The 1,025-nt window shown below is 66.0% G+C and carries 1 pseudogene; it reads left to right on the top strand.

From position 1 onward, the window contains the following. A pseudogene (locus VYI76_RS12430) lies at positions 1–1,025 on the top strand (hypothetical protein); the annotation flags it as partial.

Here is a 1,025-nt window from a genome sequence, read left to right as displayed (position 1 = left end):
CTGACTGCGCTGGAAAAGCTGTCGATCGAGCTGAAAGAAAAGGAAGAAGAACTTTCACGCAAGAACGGCACGTCACGACTGGCTGAGGTTCGGGCGCTCAACGAAGAGGCAAAGAGCCTGGTCGCCGCCATCGAGTTGCGCAAAGGGTTTGCCGAAGCGAAGGCGTCGGAATTGGCCGCGGCGGTCGCTGTCGATGCTGCGCGCAAGTCCACGGTCGATTCGTTGCTCGGCGAGGCCGAGGCAGTCGAGGCCCAGGTCAAAGCACTTAAGCAGGAGACCGAAGCCATCGGCGTCACCGGCGTGGCGCTGGCGCTGCTGACGAACAAGCGCGTCGATGACCAGATCCAGGCGTTGAAGAACAAGGCGACCGTGGCCGACTCCGGCGACGAAGTCGAGGCGATCAAGCGGCAGATTCGCGCGCTTGAGGCGCTGAAGGAAGCCAGGATTGGCAACGCGCAAGCAAACGTCGCGGCCGATTTCGCCAAGGAAAGCGCGGACGCAGCGAAGAAGTCAGCCGAAGAGTGGCAGAAAGCCTATGACCAAATCGGCCAGGGGCTTACGGACTCACTGTTCCGGGCGGCCGAGTCTGGGAAGTCGTTTTTCCAGACCCTGCGCGACTCGATCAAGGGCATGTTCAACAACCTGGTCTTGAAGCCGATCATCCAGGCCAGCGTCGGCTCGCTGACGAACGCCATCGGGCTTACCGGGTCGGCAAGCGGGGCCGCTGGCGGGGCGCAGTCGGCGCTTGGTTCGCTGGGGTCTCTCGGTAGCGCGGCGAACAACCTGGGCTCTCTGTACACCGCCATCTTCGGCAGCGGGGCGACGTTGGCGAGCGTGGGCGGCGGGATCACCGCGGCCGGCGGGATCACCGCAGGGACAATCGGCGCGGCGCAGGCCGGCGGGCTCGCGTTCGGAACAGGCGCTGGCGCGGCGCTGGGCGGCGGCACGGCATTGACCGGCGCGGGGGCGGTGGTAGCCGGCGGCGGAACGGCGGCAGCGGGCGCCGTTGGCGGCCTGTATACCGC

The organism is Sphingomonas sp., assembly GCF_035910975.1.
Classification (GTDB): Bacteria; Pseudomonadota; Alphaproteobacteria; order Sphingomonadales; family Sphingomonadaceae; genus Sphingomonas.
The sequence above is the reverse complement of the archived record's forward strand: the minus strand, read 5'-3'. Positions and strand labels throughout refer to the sequence as shown.